Source organism: Streptomyces sp. NPDC001781, from assembly GCF_053596035.1.
Genome location: NZ_JBSFFI010000006.1, coordinates 201,052 through 223,973 on the forward strand (window position 1 = coordinate 201,052; position 22,922 = coordinate 223,973).

Consider the following 22,922-nt stretch of genomic DNA (forward strand, 5'->3'; position numbering starts at 1 on the left):
CGGTGGGGACGGGGATGCGGACGGCGGACGGCCCCGGGATCAGGACGTGAGCGCGGGCCGGCCGGGAGACCGGGGGACGGACCCGGCGGGACCGCTGCCCGGGGATCTGGTGGGGCGGGAGCTGCCGCTCGGGGACTGGGGGGAACCGGCGGAGCGGCTGGGGGAGCTGTTCCGCTGGGTCGAGGCGGGGGCGCTGCGCACGGCGGACTGGTACCTCGCGGACCGGGTGTGGCGGCGGCGGGCCGCGCGGGGGCTGCGGGGCGGCGCGGCCGCGGGCGTGGTGGCCGGGGCGGCGTTGCCGTTGCTGGACGCGACCGGGGCGGTGGCGGGGTGCGGGCCGTGGGGATACCTGGCGTTGCTGCTGGGGGCGGCGTGCGCCGGGGCGGACCGGTGTTTCGGGCTGACCTCGGGGTGGATGCGGGACCTGGCCACCGCGCAGGCGGTCCAACGGCGTCTGCAGGCGCTGCAGTTCGACTGGGCGTCGGAGAGTGCCCGTGAGGTGCTGGGTCCTGCGGACGGCACGGCGGGGGAGGCGGCGGAACGTTGCCTCGGGATTCTGCGCCGTTTCTCGGAGGACGTGACGGAGCTGGTCCGCACGGAGACGTCGGACTGGATGCGGGAGTTCCGGGGCGGGCGCCCGCCGCTCTCCTCTCCGCCCCCTCCGTCCCGGGCCGCCGACCCGCCGCCGGCCTCCCGCTACCTCACCCCGCCCCCGGGCACCCGCCCCAACATGCCCCGCCAGCGTCCGCCGGACCCCCGCTGACGGCTCCGCCGGGTCCGGGCGGGCGAGCGGACTCGCCGTCGGCGGCCGCGGGCCGCCCCGTCGGAGCGATGCCCGCGAGGGAGGCCCCGGCGGGTGAGCGCGTGGCGTGCTCGTCCACCGCCGGGCGGTCGAGGGCGCTCGTGGGCGGACACCGGGACGGGCGCACGGTTCCACGGCGGTCCCGGCTGCCGGGAGGCGCGGACGGAGCTCGCCGTCATTCGGTGACGCTTCCGCCCGCACTGACCCGGTCGTAGGTCACGGCTTGCACGCCGGACGGTCCCGTCCGCCTCAGGCGGCCGTCCGGGAAGAGGGTGAGGGTGGTGGGGGCACCCGGGGCGCAGGAGGAGAGAGGGGCACCGGAGGTCACCGTGGTGGCGGTGAGTCGTACCGGGCCCCCGGTGTCCGGCTTCCGGGCCAGGGACGCGGCGAAGACGCAGTGGTGGTCGGCCCCGTCCGCGACCAGGGTGAGGACGCGCTCGCCGACCCGCCCCTGGGTCACGCTGAGCCGGTGCGTGCCGGCCCCGTCGACACGGGCTTCCCATCCGCCGAGGTAGCGCTCCGGGACGTCCCCCTCGGCCGGGCCGGACACCGCGGTCGCCGTGTCCGACACCCCGCCGCCCCGTAACAACGTGAACAGGGTCCCCCCGGCTCCCAGGGCGACGATCAGCGCGACCAGGACGAGCAGCCACGTGGACCGCAGGTCCCGCGTTCTCCCGTCCACCTCCGGATGCCCGTACGCAGCGACCGCCCACCCCCTGCCGTCCCCCACGGCCGCGTGCTCCCGCCCCCCGCCGGCTCCCCCGGACAGAGACCCGCGCCCGCCGGCCCCCTGGCCGTCCGGACTCGCGCCGAAGACCCAGTCCTCGTCCTCCCCCGGCCCCAACTCCCGCATCCCGCAACCGCCTTCCCCCGAAGCGCGCCAACGGCCCGAGGATAGTGCGGGCATACGGGACAGCGCAGGGCCCGGTCCGGGGCCCGGCGAACACGCCCCCACTCACGACAACCTGTCGCACATCCCGCCCCCGCCCACAACAGTCCGCCGATGTCGCGCCGGGGCCCCCACCCCCTACCCTCACCCGCATGACGCCTCAGCCGAACCCGGAGCAGACCCCCACCCCCGACCCCGAGACCGGTGCCGCCGTGAAGGCCGCCGACCGGGCGCACGTGTTCCACTCCTGGTCCGCGCAGGACCTGATCGACCCCCCGGCCGTCGCGGGCGCGCAGGGCTCGTACTTCTGGGACTACGACGGCAAGCGGTACCTGGACTTCACCAGCGGCCTGGTGTTCACGAACATCGGCTACCAGCACCCGGAGGTCGTCGCCGCGATCCAGGAGCAGGCGGCGAGGATGACGACGTTCGCCCCGGCCTTCGCCGTGGAGGCACGCTCGGAGGCGGCCCGCCTGATCGCGGAACGCACCCCGGGCGACCTGGACAAGATCTTCTTCACCAACGCCGGCGCGGACGCGGTCGAGCACGCGACCCGGATGGCCCGCCTGCACACCGGCCGCCCCAAGGTGCTCTCGGCGTACCGGTCGTACCACGGCGGCACCCAGCAGGCGGTGAACCTCACGGGCGATCCCCGCCGCTGGCCCTCGGACAACGGCAGCGCGGGCGTGGTGCGCTTCTGGGCGCCGTTCCTGTACCGGTCCCGGTTCTACGCGGAGACGGAGGAGCAGGAGTGCGCCCGCGCGCTGGAGCACCTGGAGACGACGATCCGCTTCGAGGGGCCCGGCACGATCGCGGCGGTGATCCTGGAGACGATTCCGGGTACGGCCGGGATCATGGTCCCGCCCCCGGGTTACCTCGCCGGGGTCCGCGAGATCTGCGACCGCCACGGCATCGTCTTCATCCTGGACGAGGTGATGGCCGGGTTCGGGCGGACCGGTGAGTGGTTCGCGGCGGACCTCTCGGGGGTCGTCCCGGACCTGATGACCTTCGCCAAGGGCGTGAACTCGGGGTACGTGCCCCTGGGCGGCGTCGCCATCTCCGGTGCCATCGCGGAGACCTTCGCCAGGCGTCCGTACCCCGGCGGTCTCACCTACTCCGGGCATCCCCTGGCCTGCGGGGCCGCGGTCGCCACGATCAACGTCATGGCCCGCGAGGGCGTCGTGGAGAACGCAAAGCGGCTCGGCGGGACGGTCCTCGGTCCCGCCCTCGCCGCCCTCGCCGAGCGCCACCCCAGCGTGGGCGAGGTCCGCGGTACGGGCATGTTCTGGGCCCTGGAGCTCGTCAGGGACCGCGCGACCCGCGAACCCCTGGTCCCCTACAACGCGTCCGGTGAGGCCAACGCCCCCATGGCCGCCTTCGCCGCCACCGCCAAGAAGAACGGCCTCTGGCCCTTCGTCAACATGAACCGCACCCACGTGGTCCCGCCCTGCAACATCACGGAACCGGAACTGAAGGAAGGCCTGGCCGCCCTGGACGCCGCCCTGACCACGGCGGACGAGTACACGACGTCTGCCTGACCAGGCCGGAACCCGTTCCCCCGGCCCCCTGCCGGCGGAACGGGTGGCGGGCCTGCGGGGCCGGTGGTGCCGAAGGCGCGCACCACCACCCCGTCCGGCAGGGGGCGGAAGCGGCCCTCACACCGTCCCGCACACATAAAGGGCACCGGGGCTGATGCCCGGCAGGGGTGAACGCGTAAGGTGACGTGCTCGTAAGGGGTTGTGGGAATAGGCACGTGCATACGAGAGCGGCCCCATTCGTGTGAGGAGACTCCGGGACGATGCCCGGCCACGGCGCTGTGACGCGCAGTACCTTGCGGCAGCAGATCGCCGACGCCCTGCGTGACGAGGTGCTGGCCGGGCGACTGGTGCCGGGGCGGGCGTTCACCGTGAAGGAGATCGCGGACCTGTACGGGGTCTCCGCGACACCGGTGCGAGAGGCCCTGGTGGACCTCTCGGCGCAGGCCCTGCTGGAGGCCGACCACCACCGGGGCTTCCGCGTCCCCGAGTACTCCCTCGCCGACTACCGGGGCATGATCGAGGCCCGTTCCCTGGTCACCGAGGGCATGTTCCGCGTCCTCGGCCAGGGCCACCCCGCTTTCGCGGACGCGGGGAACCCCCGCACGGCGGCCGCGCTCGCGACGGTACGGCGGCGCGGCGAGGAGGCCCAGCGGGCGAACGCGGCCGGCGACCTCACCGTCCTCATCGGCTATGACCTCCGCTTCTGGCGCGAGCTGAGCGTGCTCTTCGGCAACCTCTACCTCGCCGAGTTCCTGCACCACCTGCGCGTCCGCTCCTGGGTCTGCGCGGTCCAGCACCTCCGCCGCCTCCCCGAGGTCCGCGGCCGCCTGTGGGCCGGCCACACGGACCTGGTCGACGCCCTGACGGCCCGCGACCACGACGCCGCCCGGGCCCTGGTCGCCGCGGCCAACGCCCACGCCCTGGAGATGGTCGAGGAACTCACCGGGGGATAAGGGCTGTCCGGCGGATCACTGACGGAGTTGGAGCCGGATCGCTGCGGCAGTGACAGTGCCGTGGAAGACGTAGGCCCGCTTGTCGTAACGAGCAGCGGTCGCACGAGGAGTCCTGCACCGTCTGGACGACGCCGGCCTGCTCGACCTGTCCCGGGTCGTGCTCGATTCCGCGTACGTGAGGGCTGAAAAAGGGGGCGAACTCGCAGGTCCGAGCCCTGTGGACCGGGGCAAGCCGGGTTCCGGGATGCACGTCCTTCGGACGCGAACGGACTGCCCCTCCTCGTCGGCCTCTCCGCGGCGAACGCCCACGGCAGCCTCGTTGCGCACAGGATAGATGAGTATCGGGGGCCGTCCCCCGTCGCGTGTTGGGTCCACGGCCACGACCGGCCCACGTGTGACGAGTGACGGAACGACGACCACCAGGCGTGCGGGCAGGCCGATCCGGAACCGGCTCTCGACCCGGATGATGCCATCGGCCCATCGAATTTCGGGGTGGAGCGAGTTGAAGAGCCTGGCCGCCCCATGCCGGGCGAGCACGTGGGCACATCGGTCGATCTCCGCGTCAAGGGTGGCCTTGGCGGCATCCCAGTGCGGGGCGAAGGCCAGATCCCAATAGCGCCGCAGCTCGTCCGCCGCCTGGCGGGCCATATGCGCACCACCCCGGTCCATGGCCCGCCACACACCCGCCGGCAGCTCGCAGCCGGCGAGGCCGTTCCCGGGCCGCCCGTCGTGTAAGGCCTCCAACTCGCCCAGGACGCGACGGGGTGGGGAGCGCCGGACATGTAGCAATTGCTCCTCCACCGTGGGCGAGGGCCCTGAGGGGTGCGGCCTGAGGAAGTCGGGCACGTATCCACCCTCGTCCCGCGCCAGTTCCGACAGCAGAGGCAGTCGCGCCCGACGCATTATGCGCCGGGCGTGGGTGACCCACGGGTCGGTATCAGGAGACGGTCGCGCACCGCAGGGCAGCAGCGTCAGGACCACCTCGTGCAGCGGCGAGACGGCGAAGCGGGACCGGGCGAGCCCGGCGGCGTCCACGGTGAGCTCGATCACGCCGTTTCGACCTTCCTGCTGTCCGGTTCTGCTGGCTCCGTGACCGCACATTCGATTCTGATCGAATCATGGCACGAACGGTCGCGGTAGAAGGCCTGATTACCGCAGTCTGATGGCCCGCGGTGGTGGTTCCTCGACGCTGCGGGGGAGCTGCGAAGCGAGGGATCGCGGGAGGGTCGCAGCACCCGTGTCTCTTAATGCCGAAGCACGTGCCGCGAGGAGCAGTCGGGCCGCATTGATCATCACCGATTGCGGCGCAAGAGAAACGAGACGACGACTTTGTGCAGAAGAATCGCAATTACCCTGGCGGCCGCGACGCTGATCACCGGCACCCTTGCCGCCCCGGCAGCATTTGCCGGGCCCGCCGTCGCTCAGGCATACACCTGCCGCTACACCGAATCGTCGAGCGGCAAGTGGTATGCCGGCCATTACAGCGGCGAAACAGTCATTCCGAGTTCCACCGGAGTGTCTAGTTCGGGCATCGAGGCCCAGTGCCTGCTCAAGAAGTCAGGGTGGTTCGACCCCGGCACGATCGACGGTGTCTTCGGGACCAAGTCCAAGGCCGCAGCGAGGGAATTCCAGGAGTACATCAATGACTGGGCCAACCGGCCCGTGCTGGTGGTCGACGGCACGGTCGGCCCCGCGACATGGTACTACCTGCGCTGTTGCGCACCTGGAATGTGATGCACAACCCCGTGGCCCCCGAGCAGCAGTCGCGGTGCCACGCCGGGAACTCGCTCATCGAACGGTTGCCCCGATGAATGACCCTCGGGTGGTCGTACATGACAGGAAAGCCTCCCGGCAGCTCGCTGGTGTCCCATCGACAGCGACTTGCGAGGCCGTCCTCTCAGACATCACAAGGCCGAGGCGCACATCACCAGCGGCATTCGAACGATGGTGATCACCATGTGACCGTACACGAGAGAAACGAGACGACCTTGCACAGAAAAATCACGATCGCCTTGACGGCCGCGACGCTGATCACTGGCGCCGTTGCCCCTGCAGTATTTGCAGGCCCTGCCGCCGCTCAGGCGTACACCTGTCGCTACTCGGAGTCGGGAGTGTATACGTATGCCGGCCATTACAGCGGCATGACGGTCGTTCCGAGCTCCACCGGAGTGTCGAGTTCGGGCATCGAGGCTCAGTGCCTGCTCAAGAAAGCAGGGTTCGATCCCGGCACGATCGACGGTGTCTTCGGGACAAAGTCCAAAGCCGCTGCCAGGGAATTCCAGGCCCATCTGAACGACAGGGTGGGCTACCACGTACTTGACGTGGATGGCATCGTCGGCAGCGAAACATGGCCTGAACTTCGGTACTACGTAGGCGCCCACTGGTAGATCCAGCTCGGCCGCTCCACGTACCACGAATCAAACAATCCCCTGCGTGTTTCAGGGGAGTAGCGCCGCAAGGCATCGTGCAGCGGCGTCACTCGTGCAATTCGCTTGACAGGAATGAACACCGGACCACGACACGAGAGAAGCGAGACGGCCTTGCATAGAAGCATCGCGACTGCCTTGACAGCCGCAACGCTCATCGCCAGCACCGTAGCCGCGCCTGCGGCCTTCGCCGGAACCAGTACCACTCAGGCATACGTCTGTCACTACTCCGTCTCGGGAGGCAAGGCGTATGCCGGCTACTACAGCGGCAATACGGTCATCCCGAGTTCCACCGGAGTGTCGAGTTCGGGCATCGAGGCTCAGTGCCTGCTCAAGAGGGCAAAATTCGACCCCGGCACGATCGACGGTGTCTTCGGGACCAACTCCAAAGCCGCTGCCAAGCGATTCCAGACCCTGATGAACAACGCGTTCGGCTACAACATCGCCATCGACGGCACCGTCGGCCAGGAGACATGGCCTGCGCTGCGGTGGTACGCCGAGTACAACGCCTGAACAGCCGTCATCGCCCACGGCTCAGAACTCGCTGACCAAGAAGTCCGTCCCGGCGCCGACGGCGCCGGGACGGCGGCGTACACCAAGTCGGAGGACACGGCCATAGTCCGTGACGGCGCCACGGTTCCACAGGCCCACAAGCAGGACGGTCGCTGTGAGCCGAAGTCCCTGCCGCCCGGAGCAGTCCACCAACGGCCATGCTGCCGGACCACGACATGAAGGAGACGAGACGACATGCGCAGAAGCGTCGCGGCGGCTTTGACAGTCGCCACACTGATGACCGGCATCATTGCCGCGCCTGCCGCCATCGCCGGCACCACCACCGCTCAGGCATACGGCTGCAGCTATTACGCCGCGGAGCCCTACGGGTATGCCGGCTACTACGAGGGCATGACGGTCGTTCCGAGTTCCACCGGAGTGTCGAGCTCGGGCATCGAGGCTCAGTGCCTGCTCAAGAGGGCAGGATTCGACCCCGGCACGATCGACGGTGTCTTCGGGACCAACTCCAAAGCCGCTGCCAAGCGATTCCAAACCATGATGAACGGCTCGTATGGTTACACCCTCGCGACCGACGGCATCGTCGGCAGCAAAACTTGGCCTGCGCTGCGGACCTACGTGTGTTACCGGACGTGATCATTCGCTCCCTCGTGCCCCGTCGCGTACGTGCGGCATTCGGGAGCTCGAGCGCGCCCATCCTGAAGCTCCCATCGTCAACGGCAGCCGCCGCACGATCCCCGCCCCGATACCCCGCGTTCCCCCGGTGACCAGCGCCCGCTTTCCCTTGATTTCCGGTGTTCCCGTCCTGTTTTCCGCGGCGACCATTTCAGCGCTCCCCTCTTGACAGATTAACGGCGGACTTCTCTTCGAGTCGCATCACCGTAGGCCCGGAAAAGAAGGAAGCAAAGACCGAATAGCAGCAGGGGCCATAGGGCTTTCCTATGGCCCGCGGTACGGACTACGCTTCCTGGTCCACCCGCGTGCGAGGAGAGGCCCCGCGCCGGACGATGCGAGGAGTCCTTCTTGGCCTGTGACCTGTGGCTGGTGCCGCTCGTGGACGTGCTGTGCCACACGCCGGACAACCCGTTCGCCGAGGAACTCGCGCTCTACAACAGCGCGTTGGCCGCCGCCGGGCTCCCCCCGGTCCCGGTCTACCAGTACATGCCGGGCCTCCACGGCGAGGTCGCTCCCGTCGCGGGATTCGACTACGACGCACTGCACTTCCTGCGCCGCGCCCATCTCCTGAAGCTCTGCGGCCTTCCCGTCACCCCCGTGGGGGAACTGGGCGGTGACTACGAGCAGTTGCTCGAGATGTTCGAGTCGACCGCCCAGCAGTCGCACCTGGTCTGGCACTACGACCACGCCGGCGCGTACGTCCCGCTCGACTTCGCCCAGCCGCTGTCCAACGACGAGCTCCTCGCCGTTGGCGGCCCCCTGGGCTCCTCGCACGCTCTTCTGCGGGAGCTGGAGCAGGTGGCCCCGGCCATCGGCATCGACCCGGCGAACCCGCCCGCCACCCCGGCGGCTCCCTCGGCCCCCACCGAACTGGAGGAGCCCGCCGTCCCCGCGCCCTACGACCCGAGCCCCTTCGCCCGCGAACGGCACGTCTGGCTGGGCCTGCACGCCGCCGCGACCCGTTCACTCGCCCAGGGCTCGATGATCGTCTTCAGTTGAGGTCCGGTGCTCCCCGGCCGCCATCCAGCAGCGCGGCTCGCAGCAGCAGCGTGTGCACGAACCGGTCCGGCGTGGTCGGGGGAAACCGCCAGCCCAGCGGCCAGGTCTGCCCGTCCAGCGCCGGAACCGGGATGTAACTCACCCGGTACGGGCCGCTGGTGAGCCGCGTGACCTCGGCCGGCCAGGCGTGATGCGCGGTACTCCCCGGCGCGACCAGGAAGTAGACGCACCTGCGCCCGCTCCCCGACTCCACCACCGGCCCCGGATCGCCCCCGGTCATCCGCGCCATCCGGTCCGCGATGTCGCGCCCGCGGTCGCCGTCCAGCCGTACCGCGTCGAACTGCACTCCGGCGCGGCGCAGTTGGATGCCCAGGGCGGGAACCCACTGGATGCCCGCGTGACTTTGCGTATTCATGCGATCAGTTTCGGCAGGCGAGGCTACGGTTTCTATGACTCTCCGTCGACCCGTCGGAACGGTCGGGAGTCGGGGGCAATCGTTGAAGACCGGTTGAGTTCGGTTGAGTCCAGAGGTGATCGCAATGGCGCGGGCGGCGAACAAGGCGGCGGCGAGCGGGACGGCACGCATGGTCGCCGCCTTCGCGAAAGCACGGCGTGAACAGATGGGCCTCACCCAGGATGAGTTGGGCGCCCTCATCGGCTACACCGCCTCCGCGATCAGCGCCATGGAGACGTGCGCACAGCCCGCCAGCGACAAGATGCTGACGGAACTGGAGCGGGTGCTCGGGGACGGCATGGGCATCTTCGAGATGGCCCGCAGGTTCGTCCTGCTGGACAAGTACCCGCCGCAGTTCCAGGACTTCGCCCTGATGGAGGCGGAGGCGGTCTCCCTGTCCTCCTACGAGAGCTACGTGATCGCTGGGCTGTTCCAGACGGAGAACTACGCGCGGGCGCTGATCGGAGGCGGTTCTCCCGCGCTTCCGAAGGCCGAGGTGGACGAGCTGGTCGATGCCCGTCTAGCCCGTAGGAGCCTCTTCGACCGCACAGATCCAACACCCATGATCGAGCTGGTCCTTGACGAGTCCGCGCTCCTTCGAACGATCGGCAGCAGGGACATCATGAGCGAGCAGTTGTACGCTCTCGCCGAGGATGCCGAGCGGGACAACGTCAGCCTTCAAGTGATGCGGCTGCAGCGAGGGGAGAAGGGCAGTCACGCAGGCGCACGAGGTGACATGGTGTTGGTCACTACCAGAGAACACCATCACGTGGTCTACCTGGAGATTCAGGACGAGAGCACGCTGGTGAGCGATCCCGCCAAGGTAGCGCGTCTCACGCACCGGTATGCGAAGATCCGATCACAGGCCCTGAGCCCGGACGACTCTGTGAGCCTCCTCCGGAAGTTGGCGGGAGAACTGCGAACATGACCAGCACCCTGCGGTGGTTCAAGTCGAGCTACAGCAACGACAGCGGCGGCAACTGCGTCGAAACCGCCTACACCTGGCACCAGCCCACGCGTCCCACCACCATCCACGTCCGCGACTCCAAGCAGACCGACGGCCCCCTCCTCGCCGTGACGCCCACCGCGTGGACCGCGTTCCTCACGGACGCGCGACGAGGCTGATCTCCGGCGGCCAGAGCACGCCCGAGCCCATCAGCAGGGACGGGCCGAGGTGGAGCGGGCAGACCGGCAGAGGCGACCGGTCGTGCCGCCGCACCTCGAACACCGCGGGGTCCCCGCACTCGGACACCTCGCCATAGGGACCCCCGCACATCTCCCGGTCGCTGCTCATGACCGCATTCCATCGCGCCGGACAGCGGAACGCCCGCCGAGCGCGCCCATAGGGCGGACCGGCGGGCGTACCCACGTGCAGACCGTGCGGCCTAGAGGAACGAGTTGATCTCGATCGTCTCGTCGCGGCCGGGGCCGACACCGATCGCGGAGATCGGCGCGCCGGACATCTCCTCCAGCGCCTTCACGTAGTTCTGGGCGTTCTTCGGCAGGTCGGAGAAGGACTTCGCCTTGGTGATGTCCTCGGACCAGCCCGGCAGCGTCTCGTAGATCGGCTTCGCGTGGTGGAAGTCGGTCTGCGAGTAGGGGAGTTCCTCGACCCGCTTGCCGTCGATCTCGTACGCGACGCAGACCGGGATCTCCTCCCAGCCGGTGAGCACGTCGAGCTTGGTGAGGAAGAAGTCGGTGAGGCCGTTGACGCGGGTGGCGTAACGGGCGATCACCGCGTCGAACCAGCCGCAGCGGCGGTCGCGGCCGGTGGTGACACCGCGCTCGCCGCCGATGCGGCGCAGCGCCTCGCCGTCCTCGTCGAACAGCTCGGTCGGGAACGGACCGGCACCGACACGGGTGGTGTACGCCTTGAGGATGCCGATGACGCGGCTGATCTTCGTCGGACCCACGCCCGCGCCGGTGCAGGCGCCGCCGGCGGTCGGGTTGGAGGAGGTGACGAAGGGGTACGTGCCGTGGTCGATGTCGAGCAGGGTGCCCTGACCGCCCTCGAACAGCACGACCTTGTCGTCCTCCAGGGCCTGGTTGAGCACCAGGACGGTGTCGGCGACGTACGGCTCGAGCTGCTCCGCGTAGCCCAGCAGTTCCTCGACCACCTGGTCGGCGGCGATGGCGCGGCGGTTGTAGAGCTTGGTGAGCATCTGGTTCTTGACGTCGAGCGCCGCCTCGACCTTCTGGGTGAGGATCGACTCGTCGTAGAGGTCCTGGACCCGGATGCCGACGCGGTTGATCTTGTCGGCGTAGGTCGGGCCGATGCCCCGGCCGGTGGTGCCGATCTTGCGCTTGCCGAGGAAGCGCTCGGCCACCTTGTCCATGCTGACGTGGTAAGGCGTGATGATGTGCGCGTTACCGCTGATCAGGAGCTTCGACGTGTCGACGCCGCGCTCGTTCAGACCGCTCAGCTCGGAGAGCAGTACCGACGGGTCGACGACGACACCGTTGCCGATGACCGGCGTACAGCTGGGAGAGAGGATTCCGGAAGGGAGGAGGTGGAGCGCGTACTTCTGGTCGCCCACGACGACCGTGTGGCCGGCGTTGTTGCCGCCCTGGTAGCGCACTACATAGTCCACCGAGCCACCGAGCAGGTCGGTGGCCTTCCCCTTGCCTTCGTCACCCCACTGAGCACCGAGCAGCACAAGTGCGGGCACGCGCGTACACCCCTTCCGGGCGGGGCATGTCCATGGTCGGGGTGTGGGCGTATGGTTCATCGCCGCATACCACCGCGACCGCCTTTGGCCGCACGACCGTCGGACCGGATGCCCCGGAATAGACGAAGCCCCTGGCGCAATAGCGCAAGGGGCTCTTGCACAAAGATGCTACCCGAGGAAGCGAGGCAGGACCGAGGTGGCGACTTCCGCGACGTCCGATCAGCTCCTTGTGATCATCGATCCGATGGCCCGGCACACGGACGGAGAGTCCGTACGGATAGCGAAAGACGTGCTCAGCGCGGGTGCGGCGGCGAAGGTGTGCCTGCCGGACGGCCCGGAGGAATTCGCCCGCGCGCTGGGGCGGCGCGGGTCGCGGCGGCCGGTGGTCGTCGGAGACGATCGAGCACTTGTTCGAGCCGTGGGGCTGCTGCACCGGCATCGCGAGCTGGCCGGATGCGCGCTGTCCGTGGTGCCGGTCGGATCGGCGGGGCTGGCGCGGTCGCTGGGGGTGCCCGGGGGTCCGGTCGCCTCGGCGCGAGCGGTGCTGGAGGGGGTGTCGCGGCAACTCGACCTCCTGGTCGACGACAGCGACGGCGTGGTGCTCGGCTCGCTGGGCATACCGCCCGCCTCCGTCCCCGCCGAGCCGGTCGGCGTGGGCGCCCGCCCCTGGCTCCGCACCCTGGTCCGCACACTCGCCGCCCGGCCGGCGCGGCTCCGGGTCGAGATCGACGGGGTGACGGTGATCGACCTGGACCGGCCGGTGGAGTCGGTGTCGGTGACACCCGGCGCGCGGGGCGTCGCGGAGGTCGAGATCCGTCCGGTCTCCCCGGGCGCCGAGTCCTCCCCCCTACGCTCCTGCGGCCGTACGGTCACCGTGACGGGCGAGGACTTCCACTACCGGGCCGACGCGGACACCTCCGGCCCGGTGCGCAGGCGTACCTGGCGGGTGGCTGAGCGCGCCTGGGGGCTGGTGGTGCCGGGGCCGTGAGTCAGGCACCGCCGGCGCGACGGGGGCTCCCGCCTGCCGGGAGGACCCGGGTCAGCCCCGGTCGGGCGCCTGCGCGCGGTGGCGTCGCCAGCGCTCCATGATTCCGGCCAGGTCCTCCTCGATGAACTCGAAGAACTCGAGGGTGTCGGCGAGGCGGCGGCCGGCCGGGGTCTCGGGGCCGAGGCTGGTGACGCCTTCGCGGAGGGCGTCCTCCCAGCGCTTGATGACGGCTTCGCGGCTGGTGAGGGCCTCGTACCACTGGTCGCTGTGCACGCGGTAGCGCTCGCGCCGGGAACCGGGTTCACGCTCGCGGGAGACCAGGTGGACCTGGGAGAGGTACCGCACCGCGCCGGAGACGGCCGCCGGACTGATCCGCAGCAGCCCGCCCAGCTCCGCCGAGGTCAGCGTCCCCGTGTCGGAGGACAGCAGTGCCGCGAACACCCGCGCGGGCATGCGCGGCACCCCCGCCTCCACGAGCTGCGCCGCGAACCGCTCCACGAACCGCGACACCGACTCCGGATCGCGCCGGTCCCCACTCTCCCCGCTCGACTGCGTCATGAACTCACCCTAACGCGACTTCACACGCTTCCTTAACTTCACAAACTTCTGAAGGAAGCGTACGTTCAGAACCATGACCAAGGCACTCACGGTCTCGGGGCTGCACAAGTCCTTCGGCCGTACCCCCGCCCTCACCGGCCTCGACCTGGAGGTCGAGGCCGGTGAGGTGCACGGCTTCCTCGGCCCGAACGGCGCCGGCAAGTCCACCGCCATCCGCGTCCTCCTCGGCCTGCTGCGGGCCGACTCCGGCTCCGCGCGGGTCCTCGGCCGCGACCCGTGGACCGACGCGGTCGAGGTCCACCGGCGCATCGCGTACGTCCCCGGGGACGTGACGCTGTGGCGCGGCCTCTCCGGCGGCGAGGTCATCGACCTCTACGGCCGGCTGCGCGGCGGGCTGGACGCGCGGCGCCGTGCCGAACTCCTCGCCCGCTTCGAACTGGACCCCACGAAGAAGGGCCACACCTACTCCAAGGGCAACCGGCAGAAGGTCGCCCTGGTCGCCGCCTTCGCCTCGGACGTGGACCTGCTGATCCTGGACGAACCGACCTCGGGGCTCGACCCGTTGATGGAAGAGGTGTTCCAGTCGTGCGTCCGCGAGGAGCGCGACCGGGGCCGGACCGTCCTGCTCTCCTCGCACATCCTCAGCGAGGTGGAGTCGCTGTGCGACCGGGTCAGCATCGTGCGGAAGGGGCGCACGGTGGAGAGCGGGTCGCTCGCCGAGCTGCGGCATCTGACGCGGACGAGTGTGAGCGCGGAGGTCACTTCGGCGGTGGTCGGGCTGGAGTCGCTGCCCGGTGTGCACGACGTCGACGTGCGGGGGTCGCGGGTACGCCTCCAGGTGGACACCGCCGAACTGAACGGTGTGCTGCGTGCATTGACGGACGCGGGCGTGCGCTCGCTGACCTCCGCTCCGCCGACCCTGGAGGAGCTGTTCCTGCGGCACTACGAGGCCGCGGACGAGGGTGCCGTGGAGGTGGGCGCCCGATGAGCGCGCTGGTCGGCACCGGGGTGCTGTTCCGCTTCGCCCTGCGCCGGGACCGGGTGCTGATCCCGGTGTGGATCGGGGTGAACGCCCTGATGGTGCTCTCCATGCCGGGCACCCTCAAGGGCCTGTACGCCACGGACGCCGAACGCACCGCCCTGCGCGAACAGATGGCGGGCAACGCCTCCCTGCGGGCCCTGACAGGGCCCGTGCTGGACGATTCCCTGGGGGCACTCACCGCCTGGCGGATCGGGGTCTACGCGGGGCTGCTGGCCGCCGTGATGAGCCTCCTGATCGTCATCCGGCACACGCGGGACGAGGAGGAGAGCGGACGCCTGGAGATCGTCGCCTCCGGCGCGGTGGGGCGGCGGGCTCCCCTGAGTTCCGCGCTGCTGGCGTCCTTGGCGGCGAACGGGGTGCTGGCGGTCGTGCTGGTGGCGGGGCTCGCCTCGCTGGGCCGGGCGGGCGCGCTTGCCCTGGGGCTGGCCGTCGGCCTGGTCGGGCTGGTCTTCGCCTCGGCGGCGGCGGTCGCGGCTCAGCTCACACAGAGCGCGCGACTGGCGCGTGGGCTGGCGTCCGCGCTGCTGGGGACGGCCTTCGTGCTCCGGGCGGCCGGTGACTCGGGTTCGTCCTGGCTCACGTGGGCCTCGCCGCTGGGGTGGCTGGAGAAGGTGCGGGCCTTCGCGGGAGAACGGTGGTGGGTGCTGGGGCTGCTGGCCCTCGCGTGCATGTCCCAAGGTGTGCTGGCGTACGCCCTGGCCGGCCGCCGGGACCTCGGCATGAGCTTCCTCCCCACCCGTCCGGGCCCCGCCGCGGGCCGCCTGGGCAGCGCGGGCGCCCTGGCCTGGCGACTCCAGCGGAGCGCGCTGCTGGGCTGGAGCGTCGGCTTCTTCCTGGCAGGGGTGATCTACGGCAGCCTGACGGAGGGCGCGGCGGACCTGGTCTCGGGGAACGCGGGCGCGAGGGCGGTCCTGGAGCGGATGGGGGGCCGCGCGGGGGTCACGGACACGTTCCTCTCCGCGATGATCGGCATGCTGGGCCTGGTGGCCGCGCTGTACGTGGTGCAGGCGGTGCTCCGCCTCTCCGCGGAGGAGTCCTCGGGCCGGGCCGAACCCCTGCTGGCCTGCGCGGTGAGCCGCCTCCGCTGGGCGGGGGGCCACTTGGTCATCGCGTTCGGCGGTGTCGTCGTCCTGCTGCTGCTGGCGGGGCTGGGCCTCTGGGCGGGGTACGGGGAGCGACCGGGGGCGGTGGTGGGCGCCTGCCTCCTCCAGGTGCCTGCGGCGTGGACGCTGGGGGCGGTGGCGGTGCTGCTCCACGGGTTCGCCCCCAGGGCGGCGGTGGCGGGATGGGCGGTCGCGGGGGCGGTCCTGCTGATCGGCTGGGCCGGGCCCGCGCTGGACGCTCCGGGCTGGCTCCTGGCGGTGTCCCCGTACGACCACCTCCCGAAGCTTCCGGGGGCGCGGATGCAGTGGGGCCCGGTCGCGGCACTGCTGGGGCTGGCGGCGCTGCTGACGGGCGCCGGCCTCGCGGGCCTGCGCCGCCGGGACCTGGCGGTCTGAGGCCACGTACCGGCAACGCTCCGACAGGGTGGGGCTTCCCTCATGCGGGGCGGCCGCGCAGGTCGGCGGGGACGTGGCCGGACTCACCGGTTCCCGTCATTCCGGGTGGCGGGATCAGGCCGTTGCTCCTCGGCGGCGGCCGGGGGCTGCTACTTGTGAGGGGACGGCAGAACTCGGGGGGACGTATGAAGACGAAGCTGTTCGTGGCCGGGACGGCTCTGGCGGGGCTCGCGCTCGGCGGGTGCGCCGTGCAGGACGAGTCGGCGACGGCCCGGTACGGGATCGACGCGGAGGTGACCGCGCTGAGCGTGACGACCAAGGGCGGGAACATCGACGTCGTACCTGGCGACGGTACCGGCGCCCATGTCACGGAGAAGATCAGGTACGCCGGCGACAAGCCCCGTACCGAGCACTCCGTCAGCGACGGACGCCTCACTCTGACCGCCCCTCGCTGTGACGACTGCGGCGTGGACTACACCGTCTCCGTGCCCCGCGGCACGACCCTGAGCCTGGACACCGACGGCGGGAACATCACCGTCCGCGAGGTCGACGGCGCCATGAGGGCGCGGACGGGCGGCGGAAACGTACGGGTGACGGACACCGCCCCCAGGACCCTCTCCGCCCGGACCGACGGCGGAAACATCGAGGCGTCCCTGAAGAAGCCCCCGTCCGCCCTGACCGCGCAGACGGGCGGCGGCGACGTCACGGTCACCCTCCCCCGCACCCCCTACGCCGTGGACGCCACGACCGGCGGGGGCCGCAACACCGTCTCGGTCCCCACCGACCCGTCCTCCCCGCACCACGTGACCATCCGCACGGGCGGCGGGAACATCGACGTCAGCCAGGCGACCGGCTCGTAGGAGTGAGGCTCGCGGCGGCGGGCCGGTGAGGCGAATTCCCTTGCGGTGCCGCCGCCGGGTCGCCGAGACTGTGCGGATGCTGATCCGCCGGGAAGAGCCCGCCGACGAGCACGCGGTTCGCGCGGTCACCGCCGCCGCGTTCGCCGAGCCGGAGACACCGGACCCCGTGGAGGCCGGCCTCCTCGACCGGCTGCGGACCTGCGGGGCCTGGCTGCCGGAGCTGTCGATGGTCGCGATCGGTGACCAGGGGGAGATCACCGGGCACGTCGTCTGCACGCGCGGGCACGTCGGCACCCACCCGGTCCTCGCGCTCGGCCCGCTCAGCGTGCACCCGGAGCACCAACGCCGGGGCGTCGGCCTGGCCCTCGTCCACTCCGTGCTGGGCGCCGCGGACGCGGCCGGCGAGCCCCTCGTCGCCCTGCTCGGCAGCCCCGCGTACTACAGCCGCTTCGGCTTCCGGGCGGGCACGGACCACGGCATCACCCCACCCGACCCCGCCTGGGGCGACCACTTCCAGGTCCGCACCCTGACCGCGTACGAACCGGCCCTGCGGGGCGCCTTCGCCTACCCCGAGCCGTTCAACGAGCTCTGACCGCCCGGAACTCGGCACCCGCGCCTCAGCCGACCGTCACCCTCAGCTCCTCCAGCCCCCGCATCACGAACCCCGGCTTGCGAGGCGGCTCCGCCGCCAGGGTCAGGGTCGGGGCCAGGGCGAGCAGAGCCCTCATGGAGGCCCCCAGCTCCAGCCGGGCCAGCGGGGCGCCGATGCAGTAGTGGATGCCCGCGCTGAAGGAGATGTGGGGGTTTTCCTCACGGGTCAGGTCCAGGGTGGCCGGGTCGCCGAAGACCGCCTCGTCGTGGTTGGCCGAGCCGAAGAGGAGAGCCAGTTCCGCACCGCGCGGGATCGTCGTACCGGCGAGCTCGATGTCGTCCAGCACCCAGCGCTCGAAGAGCTGGAGCGGGGTGTCGTAGCGCAGCAGCTCCTCCACCGCCGCGGGGATCAGGCTCACATCCGCGCGGAGAGCGGCCAGTTGGTCCGGGTGCTCGAACAGGGCCAGCCACCCGTTCGTCGTGGCGTTCACCGTGGCCTCGTGGCCGGCGTTCAGCAGCAGCACCGCCGTCGAGATCATCTCCTGCTCGGTGAGCCGGTCGTCCTCGTCGTGGGCCGCGATCAGGGCCGAGATCAGGTCGTCCCCGGGGTCCGCGCGGCGGGCCGCGATGAGACCCCTCAGGTACTCCGAGAACTCCACCGACGCCCGTACCGCCCGCGCGGCCACCTCCGGGGACGGGTTCAGCTCGTACATCCCGCAGATGTCCGCCGACCAGGGCCGCAAGGGTGCCCGGTCCTCCTGCGGGATGCCCAGGAGCTCCGCGATCACCGCGACGGGGAGGGGTTCCGCCACGTCCGCGAGGAGGTCGCCGCCACCCGCCGCGACCAGGCCGGCCACGAGGGAGTCCGCCAGCCGGTGCACGTACCCCCGCAGCCGTTCCACCGTGCGCGGGGTGAACGCCTTGGAGACCAGACGCCGGATACGGGTGTGGTCCGGCGGCTCCAGGTCGAGCATGCCGTGATCGTTGAGCGTGTGGAACGGCTCGTGCTCCGGCGGCGGTGCCGTACGGCCGAACTCCTCGTGCGTGAAGCGGTGCTGGTACGTCCGCCCCAGCCGCCGGTCCCGCAGCAGCGCCGACACGTCGGCGTGGTGCGGCACCAGCCACTGGTCCGTCGGCTCGTACCGGATCACCCGCCCGCGCGCCCGCAGCTCGGCGTAGGCCGGGTAGGGGTCGGCGAGGAACTCCGGCGAGAAGGGGTCGAAGGTGGTGCCCATGGGGGGACGCTAGTCCGTGCGGACCCCACCGGGGTAGACGACAGGTGTCATCCCCAGGGCGTGCCCCCGGGCACTGCCCCCAGGGGTCCCCGCGTTCCTGGACTCGTCCCATGTTCAAATCCCGCAAACCCGGACAGGACGACGCCCGGGAAGGCACCGTCAGCGACAAGTCACGCGGCATGCTCGACGGCTCGGACATGTACCACTTCGTCGAACTCCGCCTGGAGAACGGCGAGTCCACGAAGGTGCGGGTCGGGCGGCAGCTCTGGAAGTCGCTTGCCCTCGGCGACCGCCTGGTCAAGCGCCCCGGCCAGGACCCGGCCAAGGCGTTTCCCTAGAAGGCAAGTTGGGCGATCTCCTCCGCCACCACCGCGGCCGCGTCCGCCGCCGGGTCGATCAGGGGGAAGTGCCCCACGTCCTCCAGCAGGGTGACCCCCACGACCTCTCCGGCCCGGGCCGCCGCGTCCGCGAAGGACTCCGCCACCTCGAAGGGGACGACGTCGTCGGCACGACCCTGCACCAGCGTCGTGGCGATACCGGTCGGAAGGAGCAGCGCCGGGTCCGCCGAGGGGGCACGCTCCGCGAACAGGTTCTGCCCGCCCAGGAGCTGCCCCGCTGCCCCCGCGCAGACGTCCAGCTTCTCCGCCATCCCCAGATCCGCGATCGGCGCCAGCGCGACGACCCCGCGCAACGGCGCCGGCCGGCCGGTACGCCAGGGCGAGCCGGCCGGCAGGACGTGCCGCGCGGCCGCCCACAGCGCGAGGTGGCCGCCCGCCGAGTGCCCGGTGAGCACCACCCGCCGGACGTCCGCGCTCGGCAGCGCCTCGCGGGCCAGCCCCGGAAGCGCGTCCAGCGCGGCGGCGACGTCGTCGAAGGTCTCCGGCCAGCGGCCCGCGGGAGGCACGGACGCGGCCTGGCCGCCCGTGTTCTGCGCCGGGATGTCCGGCCCGCCGCGCCGGTACTCCACGTTCGCCACGGCGAACCCGCGCCGTGCCAGGAAGTCCGCGAACGGCGTGACGTGCCGCCGGTCGTACCGCGCCCGCCAGGCCCCGCCGTGCAGGACCACGACCAGCGGAGCGGACGCCACCTCCGTGCGCGGGGCATAGAAGTCGATCAGCTGGTCGGGGTGGTCCCCGTAGGGCGCGCTCGCGTCGGGCTCGACGTGCGGGTGGGAGAACGCCGACTCCTCCTCGGCGGCACGGGCTGCGCTTGCGTCCTCCGGCATGCTCCAACCTTCCAGCTGTGTAAGGGGTTTGGCGGACCAGGCCACAGTGGGGATTCGGCCGTTGGCCGGGACGGTATCAGGCCCGTGACGTGCGTGGACACGGGGATGTCACCGAGGGTGAGCCAAAAGGGGGCTGTGCGGGGTTCGTCCCTCCGCACAGCCCCCGGGCACCCGCGCGTACGGCTACGCCAGCACCTCGCCGAGCACCCGCGCCGCGCGCTCCGCGTCCGCGAAACCGACGTACAGCGGAGTGAAGCCGAAGCGCAGCACGTCCGGGTGGCGGAAGTCGCCCACCACGCCCCGGTCGATCAGCCGCTTCATCACGTCACCGGCGTCCGCGCAGCGCAGCGCGACCTGGCTGCCCCGCTCCTCGTGCCGCAGCGGCGTCACGCACTCCACCCGGCCGGGCTCCGTGTACGCGGCCACGCAGTCCAGGAAGAAGTCGGTCAGCGTCAGCGACTTCGCCCGAACCGCGTCCACCGAGACCCCGTCCCACACCTCCAGCGCCGCTTCGAGCGCCAGCATGGAGAGGATGTCCGGCGTGCCGACCCGCCCGCGCCGTGCACCCGGCACCGGGGTGTACTCGGGGTTCATCCCGAAGGGTTCGGCGTGCGAGTTCCAGCCCGGCAAGGGCGAGTCGAAACGGTCCTGGAGATCGCTGCGGACGTACAGGTAGGCGGGCGAACCGGGGCCGCCGTTCAGGTACTTGTAGGTGCAGCCGACCGCCAGGTCCACCCCGTGCGCGTCCAGCCCGACCGGCAGCGCGCCCGCGCTGTGGCACAGGTCCCAGACGACCGGTGCGCCGGCCTCGTGGACGGCCGCCGTCAGCGCGGGCAGATCGTAGAGGCGGCCGGTGCGGTAGTCGACGTGGTTCAGCAGGACGGCGGCCGTGCGCGGGCCGAGGGCGCCGGGGATCTCGGCGGGGGTGAGAGCGCGGAGGGTGCGGCCCGTCATCCGCGCCGCCGAGGCGGCGATGTAGCCGTCCGTGGGGAAGGTCGTCGCGTCGACCAGGATCTCGTCACGGCCCTCCCCCGCCATCCGGACGGCGGCCACAAGCGCCTTGTAGATGTTGACACTTGTCGAGTCGCCCACCACGACCTGCCCCGGACCGGCACCGATCAGCGGAGCGATCCGGTCGCCGATCCGCTCCGGAGCGGTCCACCAGCCCGACTCGTCCCAGGAGCGGATGCGCAACTCGCCCCACTGGCGGGCCAGTACGTCGCGCATCCGGTCGGGCACGTGGGCGGGGAGCACCCCGAGCGAGTTGCCGTCCAGGTACACGCCCTCGTCGAGGACGAACCGGTCGCGCAGTCCGGCCAGCGCGTCGGCCGCGTCCAGCTCCTTTGCGCGCAGGGCCAGTTCCGTACGGTCAGACATGGGACCTCGCCGTCCACAGCTCGGGGAACACGTTCTTCCGGGCCCGCTTCTCCAGCCACGCCACTCCTGCGGAGCCGCCGGTGCCGGCCTTGGACCCCATCGCGCGGCGGGTCGCCACCAGGTGGTCGTTGCGCCAGCGCCACACCAGTTCGGCGACGTTCGTCAGTGCTTCCCCGAGGCGGGCGAGGTCGGTGTCGGGATCACCCGAGTACACCGCCGTCCAGGCGGCCTCGACCGCCTCGACGGGCTCGTACCGCCGGGACACGTCCCGGTCCAGCACCTCGGCGGGGACGGCGTGGCCGCGGCGCGCGAGCAGGCGTACCGCCTCGTCGTACAGGCTCGGCTCGTACAGCGCCTTCTCCAGCTCGGCGTGTGTGCGGGGGGTGCCGCGGTGCGGGACGAGCATCGACGCGGACTTGTCGCCGAGCAGGAACTCCATGCGGCGGTACATCGCCGACTGGAACCCCGAGCCTTCTCCCAGCGCGGCCCGGTACGAGTTGAACTGGGCCGGGGTGAGCTGGGCCAGCGGGCGCCAGGACGCGTTCAGCGCGTCCAGCTCGCGCACCGAACGCTTCAGCGCGGCGATCGCGGTGGGCACGTCGTCCGAGCGGAGCGCCTTCGCGGCGGTCTCCCACTCATGCGTGATCACCGTGAACCACAGCTCCATGACCTGGGTGGTGACCAGGAAGACCATCTCTCCGGGGTCGTCGGAGAGGGTGTGCTGGAGATGGGTGAGCACGTCGGCCCGGACATAGTCCTCGTACGGCGTCGTACCGGCGAAGTCGAGATGCGGGGTCTCGGGCTCAGCGGCCTCTTCGGCGGCCTGGGAAGGGGGGTGAGCCTGGTGGGACATCGCTGTCTCCTGTGTGAACTCCGGGTAGCGGTCCGCCCCTGCCGATTCCGGCACGGGGGCCCCGGTCCCCACCGCGAATCCTCCGCAATCCCATGGGATACGGCAAGGCAGGGGCGGTATGGGGCGCGTCTCCCCGGGCTCGGCCCGGGCCTGTCCGCCGGATCGGGGTGCGGGGAGGCAGCGGTGCCGGTCGATCCCGGTGAGCGGGGGTCCGGTGCGTCCGGGTGCGAGGCGGGGGAGGGGGTCGGCGCGGAGCGCCGGCGAGTGACGGCAACAGCGCGGACGGGCGTGCCGGGCCCCGCGTCCGCGCCGTGATCCGCCGGACAGGCGCTGGTGGCACACTTCAGGCATGACTACGCACAAGAACCTGCTCGGCGGCCCGGGCCCGACGCACCTGCCCGAGAACGAAGCGGCGTACCGCCTGCTGGACGAGGACTCCCTGCCCCCGGCCGAGGTCGTGGCGAAGTACCCCACGTTCTCCCTGGCCTGGGCGATGCTCGCGGACGACGCCTTCGAGGCCGGCCGCGTGGTCGAGTCCTACGCCTACGCCCGCACCGGATACCACCGGGGCCTGGACGCGCTGCGCCGCGCCGGCTGGAAGGGCCACGGCCCGATCCCCTGGTCCCACCGTCCCAACCGCGGTTTCCTCCGCTGCCTCGCCGCCCTCGCCCGCGCCGCCGACGCGATCGACGAGAAGGAGGAGGCCGACCGCTGCTGGCAGTTCCTCACGGACAGCAGCGAGGAGGCGTACGCGGAGCTGCGCCGGTAGGTTCCGCCGG

26 protein-coding genes and 1 pseudogene are annotated in these 22,922 nt (G+C 71.2%); 18 read left to right on the forward strand and 9 right to left on the reverse strand.

Annotated elements, in window-relative coordinates:
• Window positions 1-46: 46 nt before the first annotated feature.
• On the forward strand, window positions 47-763 hold the full coding sequence (locus tag ACWCV3_RS08210; protein WP_451220164.1) for an SLATT domain-containing protein: 717 nt from the start codon (window positions 47-49) through the stop codon (window positions 761-763).
• Between the two features lie 214 nt (window positions 764-977).
• On the opposite strand, the gene ACWCV3_RS08215 is transcribed toward ACWCV3_RS08210, so the two are convergent.
• Window positions 978-1,484, reverse strand: coding sequence for a hypothetical protein (locus ACWCV3_RS08215; RefSeq protein WP_451220167.1), 507 nt, complete (start codon window positions 1,482-1,484; stop codon window positions 978-980).
• A 359-nt stretch (window positions 1,485-1,843) separates the two neighbouring features.
• On the opposite strand from ACWCV3_RS08215, the gene ACWCV3_RS08220 reads away from it, so the two are divergent.
• The 8 genes and pseudogenes from ACWCV3_RS08220 (at window position 1,844) to ACWCV3_RS08255 (ending at window position 8,792) form a co-directional block, all read left to right on the forward strand.
• On the forward strand, window positions 1,844-3,229 hold the full coding sequence (locus ACWCV3_RS08220) for an aminotransferase class III-fold pyridoxal phosphate-dependent enzyme (RefSeq protein ID WP_451220170.1): 1,386 nt from the start codon (window positions 1,844-1,846) through the stop codon (window positions 3,227-3,229).
• A gap of 260 nt (window positions 3,230-3,489) precedes the next feature.
• A complete protein-coding gene (locus ACWCV3_RS08225) occupies window positions 3,490-4,182 on the forward strand; it encodes a GntR family transcriptional regulator (protein ID WP_451220173.1) in 693 nt (230 codons plus the stop codon).
• A gap of 109 nt (window positions 4,183-4,291) precedes the next feature.
• A pseudogene (locus ACWCV3_RS08230) lies at window positions 4,292-4,497 on the forward strand (IS5/IS1182 family transposase); the annotation flags it as partial.
• 984 nt (window positions 4,498-5,481) lie between these two features.
• Complete coding sequence (locus tag ACWCV3_RS08235; protein WP_451220176.1) at window positions 5,482-5,916, forward strand: peptidoglycan-binding domain-containing protein; 435 nt, start codon at window positions 5,482-5,484, stop codon at window positions 5,914-5,916.
• Between the two features lie 224 nt (window positions 5,917-6,140).
• Window positions 6,141-6,569 (forward strand): peptidoglycan-binding domain-containing protein, encoded by a 429-nt coding sequence (locus tag ACWCV3_RS08240; protein WP_451220179.1) that lies wholly within the window; start codon window positions 6,141-6,143, stop codon window positions 6,567-6,569.
• Window positions 6,570-6,746: 177 nt separating this feature from the next.
• Window positions 6,747-7,121 carry a peptidoglycan-binding domain-containing protein gene (locus tag ACWCV3_RS08245; protein WP_451220182.1) on the forward strand — a complete coding sequence of 125 codons (375 nt, stop codon included), beginning with the start codon at window positions 6,747-6,749 and terminating at the stop codon, window positions 7,119-7,121.
• A 234-nt stretch (window positions 7,122-7,355) separates the two neighbouring features.
• On the forward strand, window positions 7,356-7,754 hold the full coding sequence (locus tag ACWCV3_RS08250; RefSeq protein ID WP_451220185.1) for a peptidoglycan-binding domain-containing protein: 399 nt from the start codon (window positions 7,356-7,358) through the stop codon (window positions 7,752-7,754).
• Window positions 7,755-8,141: 387 nt separating this feature from the next.
• Window positions 8,142-8,792: a hypothetical protein gene (locus ACWCV3_RS08255; protein WP_451220188.1), complete on the forward strand. Its 651-nt coding sequence runs from the start codon at window positions 8,142-8,144 to the stop codon at window positions 8,790-8,792.
• Here the strand turns inward: ACWCV3_RS08255 and ACWCV3_RS08260 are convergent.
• Window positions 8,785-9,207, reverse strand: coding sequence for a hypothetical protein (locus ACWCV3_RS08260; RefSeq protein ID WP_451220191.1), 423 nt, complete (start codon window positions 9,205-9,207; stop codon window positions 8,785-8,787). The two genes, ACWCV3_RS08255 and ACWCV3_RS08260, sit on opposite strands and share 8 nt — an antisense overlap.
• 124 nt (window positions 9,208-9,331) lie before the next feature.
• On the opposite strand from ACWCV3_RS08260, the gene ACWCV3_RS08265 reads away from it, so the two are divergent.
• Together ACWCV3_RS08265 and ACWCV3_RS08270 are read left to right on the forward strand one after the other, a co-directional pair.
• Window positions 9,332-10,174 carry a helix-turn-helix domain-containing protein gene (locus ACWCV3_RS08265; protein WP_451220352.1) on the forward strand — a complete coding sequence of 281 codons (843 nt, stop codon included), beginning with the start codon at window positions 9,332-9,334 and terminating at the stop codon, window positions 10,172-10,174.
• Entirely contained in the window at window positions 10,171-10,371 is a 201-nt protein-coding gene (locus ACWCV3_RS08270) for a DUF397 domain-containing protein (protein WP_451220194.1), read from the forward strand. Before ACWCV3_RS08265 ends, ACWCV3_RS08270 begins: the two co-directional genes overlap by 4 nt.
• On the opposite strand, the gene ACWCV3_RS08275 is transcribed toward ACWCV3_RS08270, so the two are convergent.
• Window positions 10,349-10,540, reverse strand: a complete 192-nt coding sequence (locus tag ACWCV3_RS08275; protein WP_451220197.1) for a hypothetical protein — start codon at window positions 10,538-10,540, stop codon at window positions 10,349-10,351. The two genes, ACWCV3_RS08270 and ACWCV3_RS08275, sit on opposite strands and share 23 nt — an antisense overlap.
• 91 nt (window positions 10,541-10,631) lie before the next feature.
• Window positions 10,632-11,915 (reverse strand): adenylosuccinate synthase, encoded by a 1,284-nt coding sequence (locus ACWCV3_RS08280; protein ID WP_451220200.1) that lies wholly within the window; start codon window positions 11,913-11,915, stop codon window positions 10,632-10,634.
• A 196-nt stretch (window positions 11,916-12,111) separates the two neighbouring features.
• Here ACWCV3_RS08280 and ACWCV3_RS08285 point away from each other — a divergent pair, with 196 nt between their 5' ends.
• Window positions 12,112-12,903: a diacylglycerol kinase gene (locus tag ACWCV3_RS08285; RefSeq protein WP_451220203.1), complete on the forward strand. Its 792-nt coding sequence runs from the start codon at window positions 12,112-12,114 to the stop codon at window positions 12,901-12,903.
• A 51-nt stretch (window positions 12,904-12,954) separates the two neighbouring features.
• On the opposite strand, the gene ACWCV3_RS08290 is transcribed toward ACWCV3_RS08285, so the two are convergent.
• On the reverse strand, window positions 12,955-13,461 hold the full coding sequence (locus ACWCV3_RS08290; protein ID WP_451220206.1) for a GbsR/MarR family transcriptional regulator: 507 nt from the start codon (window positions 13,459-13,461) through the stop codon (window positions 12,955-12,957).
• Between the two features lie 73 nt (window positions 13,462-13,534).
• On the opposite strand from ACWCV3_RS08290, the gene ACWCV3_RS08295 reads away from it, so the two are divergent.
• From ACWCV3_RS08295 to ACWCV3_RS08310, 4 genes are all read left to right on the forward strand, one after another.
• Window positions 13,535-14,449, forward strand: a complete 915-nt coding sequence (locus tag ACWCV3_RS08295; protein ID WP_451220209.1) for an ABC transporter ATP-binding protein — start codon at window positions 13,535-13,537, stop codon at window positions 14,447-14,449.
• Window positions 14,446-16,002, forward strand: coding sequence for an ABC transporter permease (locus ACWCV3_RS08300; protein WP_451220212.1), 1,557 nt, complete (start codon window positions 14,446-14,448; stop codon window positions 16,000-16,002). The genes ACWCV3_RS08295 and ACWCV3_RS08300 overlap by 4 nt, the downstream gene beginning before the upstream one ends.
• Window positions 16,003-16,187: 185 nt before the next feature.
• Window positions 16,188-16,862: a DUF4097 family beta strand repeat-containing protein gene (locus tag ACWCV3_RS08305; RefSeq protein ID WP_451220215.1), complete on the forward strand. Its 675-nt coding sequence runs from the start codon at window positions 16,188-16,190 to the stop codon at window positions 16,860-16,862.
• A gap of 76 nt (window positions 16,863-16,938) precedes the next feature.
• Window positions 16,939-17,454, forward strand: coding sequence for a GNAT family N-acetyltransferase (locus ACWCV3_RS08310; protein WP_451220218.1), 516 nt, complete (start codon window positions 16,939-16,941; stop codon window positions 17,452-17,454).
• A gap of 25 nt (window positions 17,455-17,479) precedes the next feature.
• On the opposite strand, the gene ACWCV3_RS08315 is transcribed toward ACWCV3_RS08310, so the two are convergent.
• Entirely contained in the window at window positions 17,480-18,688 is a 1,209-nt protein-coding gene (locus ACWCV3_RS08315; RefSeq protein WP_451220221.1) for a cytochrome P450, read from the reverse strand.
• 110 nt (window positions 18,689-18,798) lie between these two features.
• On the opposite strand from ACWCV3_RS08315, the gene ACWCV3_RS08320 reads away from it, so the two are divergent.
• Window positions 18,799-19,026: a DUF7489 domain-containing protein gene (locus ACWCV3_RS08320; protein WP_451220224.1), complete on the forward strand. Its 228-nt coding sequence runs from the start codon at window positions 18,799-18,801 to the stop codon at window positions 19,024-19,026.
• Here the strand turns inward: ACWCV3_RS08320 and ACWCV3_RS08325 are convergent.
• From ACWCV3_RS08325 to ACWCV3_RS08335, 3 genes are all read right to left on the reverse strand, one after another.
• Window positions 19,023-19,913 (reverse strand): alpha/beta hydrolase family protein, encoded by an 891-nt coding sequence (locus ACWCV3_RS08325; protein WP_451220227.1) that lies wholly within the window; start codon window positions 19,911-19,913, stop codon window positions 19,023-19,025. The genes ACWCV3_RS08320 and ACWCV3_RS08325 overlap by 4 nt on opposite strands.
• 183 nt (window positions 19,914-20,096) lie before the next feature.
• The gene (gene kynU / locus ACWCV3_RS08330) at window positions 20,097-21,290 is read right to left on the reverse strand and encodes a kynureninase (protein WP_451220229.1); all 1,194 of its coding nucleotides are present in this window, start codon (window positions 21,288-21,290) and stop codon (window positions 20,097-20,099) included.
• Entirely contained in the window at window positions 21,283-22,143 is an 861-nt protein-coding gene (locus tag ACWCV3_RS08335; protein ID WP_451220232.1) for a tryptophan 2,3-dioxygenase family protein, read from the reverse strand. The genes kynU and ACWCV3_RS08335 overlap by 8 nt, the downstream gene beginning before the upstream one ends.
• A 349-nt stretch (window positions 22,144-22,492) precedes the next feature.
• Between ACWCV3_RS08335 and ACWCV3_RS08340 the strand changes: the two genes are divergently transcribed.
• Window positions 22,493-22,912, forward strand: a complete 420-nt coding sequence (locus ACWCV3_RS08340; RefSeq protein ID WP_451220235.1) for a DUF3151 domain-containing protein — start codon at window positions 22,493-22,495, stop codon at window positions 22,910-22,912.
• Window positions 22,913-22,922: the final 10 nt, after the last annotated feature.

Coding starts and splice junctions, on each gene's coding strand:
- ACWCV3_RS08325 (WP_451220227.1), bottom strand. CDS start 19,913: ATGCCGGAGGACGCAAGCGCAGCCCGTGCCGCCGAGGAGGAGTCGGCG.
- ACWCV3_RS08265 (WP_451220352.1), top strand. CDS start 9,332: ATGGCGCGGGCGGCGAACAAGGCGGCGGCGAGCGGGACGGCACGCATG.
- ACWCV3_RS08220 (WP_451220170.1), top strand. CDS start 1,844: ATGACGCCTCAGCCGAACCCGGAGCAGACCCCCACCCCCGACCCCGAG.
- kynU (WP_451220229.1), bottom strand. CDS start 21,290: ATGTCTGACCGTACGGAACTGGCCCTGCGCGCAAAGGAGCTGGACGCG.
- ACWCV3_RS08250 (WP_451220185.1), top strand. CDS start 7,356: ATGCGCAGAAGCGTCGCGGCGGCTTTGACAGTCGCCACACTGATGACC.
- ACWCV3_RS08320 (WP_451220224.1), top strand. CDS start 18,799: ATGTTCAAATCCCGCAAACCCGGACAGGACGACGCCCGGGAAGGCACC.
- ACWCV3_RS08270 (WP_451220194.1), top strand. CDS start 10,171: ATGACCAGCACCCTGCGGTGGTTCAAGTCGAGCTACAGCAACGACAGC.
- ACWCV3_RS08310 (WP_451220218.1), top strand. CDS start 16,939: ATGCTGATCCGCCGGGAAGAGCCCGCCGACGAGCACGCGGTTCGCGCG.
- ACWCV3_RS08300 (WP_451220212.1), top strand. CDS start 14,446: ATGAGCGCGCTGGTCGGCACCGGGGTGCTGTTCCGCTTCGCCCTGCGC.
- ACWCV3_RS08305 (WP_451220215.1), top strand. CDS start 16,188: ATGAAGACGAAGCTGTTCGTGGCCGGGACGGCTCTGGCGGGGCTCGCG.
- ACWCV3_RS08295 (WP_451220209.1), top strand. CDS start 13,535: ATGACCAAGGCACTCACGGTCTCGGGGCTGCACAAGTCCTTCGGCCGT.
- ACWCV3_RS08340 (WP_451220235.1), top strand. CDS start 22,493: ATGACTACGCACAAGAACCTGCTCGGCGGCCCGGGCCCGACGCACCTG.
- ACWCV3_RS08290 (WP_451220206.1), bottom strand. CDS start 13,461: ATGACGCAGTCGAGCGGGGAGAGTGGGGACCGGCGCGATCCGGAGTCG.
- ACWCV3_RS08225 (WP_451220173.1), top strand. CDS start 3,490: ATGCCCGGCCACGGCGCTGTGACGCGCAGTACCTTGCGGCAGCAGATC.
- ACWCV3_RS08335 (WP_451220232.1), bottom strand. CDS start 22,143: ATGTCCCACCAGGCTCACCCCCCTTCCCAGGCCGCCGAAGAGGCCGCT.
- ACWCV3_RS08275 (WP_451220197.1), bottom strand. CDS start 10,540: ATGAGCAGCGACCGGGAGATGTGCGGGGGTCCCTATGGCGAGGTGTCC.
- ACWCV3_RS08315 (WP_451220221.1), bottom strand. CDS start 18,688: ATGGGCACCACCTTCGACCCCTTCTCGCCGGAGTTCCTCGCCGACCCC.
- ACWCV3_RS08260 (WP_451220191.1), bottom strand. CDS start 9,207: ATGAATACGCAAAGTCACGCGGGCATCCAGTGGGTTCCCGCCCTGGGC.